Source organism: Mesorhizobium sp. M7D.F.Ca.US.004.03.1.1, from assembly GCF_003998635.1.
In the GTDB taxonomy this organism is placed as follows: domain Bacteria; phylum Pseudomonadota; class Alphaproteobacteria; order Rhizobiales; family Rhizobiaceae; genus Mesorhizobium; species Mesorhizobium loti.
On sequence record NZ_RZQG01001260.1, the window covers coordinates 1 to 1,346 of the forward strand.

The 1,346-nt window shown below is 64.7% G+C and carries 2 protein-coding genes; both read left to right on the plus strand.

From position 1 onward, the window contains the following. The coding region (locus tag EN935_RS36130) for a 2Fe-2S iron-sulfur cluster-binding protein (RefSeq protein WP_245489140.1) at window positions 1–259 on the plus strand (259 nt) is incomplete at its 5' end. A gap of 1 nt (window position 260) precedes the next feature. Then, on the plus strand, window positions 261–1,346 hold a 1,086-nt coding region (locus EN935_RS36135), incomplete at its 3' end, for a molybdopterin cofactor-binding domain-containing protein (RefSeq protein ID WP_164771695.1).

Consider the following 1,346-nt stretch of genomic DNA (forward strand, 5'->3'; position numbering starts at 1 on the left):
CGTCGAGACCATCGAGGGCATGGCGCAGGGCGACAAGCTGCATCCGCTGCAGCAGAAGTTCCTCGAGCATGCAGCGCTGCAATGCGGCATCTGCACGCCTGGCTTCCTGATCGCAGCCAAGGACCTTTTGGCCAAGAACCCCGACCCGACCGAGGAGGAAATCCGCTTCGGCCTTGCCGGGAACCTCTGCCGCTGCACCGGCTACGACAAGATCGTGCGCGCCGTCCAGGACGCGGCCATCGTGATGAAGGGAGCCTGAGATGAATTTCGATCCACGTTTTTCCGGACGTAAATTCACATCCGTCGGCACACGCCCGATCCGTCCCGACGGCATCGACAAGGTGACGGGCCGCGCCCGCTACGGCGCGGACTTCAACATGGCCGGCCAGCTGGTCGGGCGCGTTTTGCGCAGCCCGCACGCCCACGCCAGGATCATCAAGATCGACACGTCGAAAGCGGAAAAGCTTCCCGGCGTGAAGGCGGTGATCACCGCCGCCGACCTGCCCGACCTCACCGATGGCGATGCCGCCATGTACGACGTGCTCGACAATTGCATGGCGCGCACGAAGGCGCTCTATGACGGCCACGCGGTCGCCGCGGTGGCGGCTGTCGACGCCCGCACGGCCAGGCAGGCGCTGAAGCTCATCGAGGTCGAATACGAGCTTTTGCCGCATGTCACCGATGTCGACGAGGCGGCGAAGCACACGGCGCCGTTGATCAATGATGCCATCTTCACCGAGGGGCTTGAGGAAAAGCCGGTAAAACCCTCCAACGTCACCAAGCGCAGCCAGTTTGGCCATGGCGATGTCCATCAGGGTTTCGGGCACGCCGACTTCATCGTCGAGCGCTCCTTCAAGACCGAGCAGACGCACCAGGGCTATATCGAGCCGCATGCCTGCGTGGCGAATTTCAGTTCAGACGGCACCGCCGACCTTTGGGTCTGCACGCAGGGCCATTTCGTCTACCGCCAGCACTGCGCCCAGCTGCTTGGCATGGAAGCCTCGAAACTGCGCGTCACCTCGTCGGAGATCGGCGGCGGTTTTGGCGGCAAGACCCATGTCTGGGCCGAGCCAGTGGCGCTGGCGCTGTCGCGCAAGGCAGGCCGGCCGGTGAAGCTGGTGATGACCCGCGACGAGGTGTTCCGCGCCTCGGGCCCGACCAGCGCCACCTCGATCGACGTGAAGATCGGCGCCCGCAAGGACGGCACGATCACCGCCGCCGAAGCGACGCTGCGCTACAGCTGCGGCCCGTATGCCGGCTCCTGGGCCGAGATCGGCGCGATGACCGCGTTTGCCTGCTACAAGCTCGATAACGTCAAGACGGTCGGCTACGAAGTGCTGGTCAAC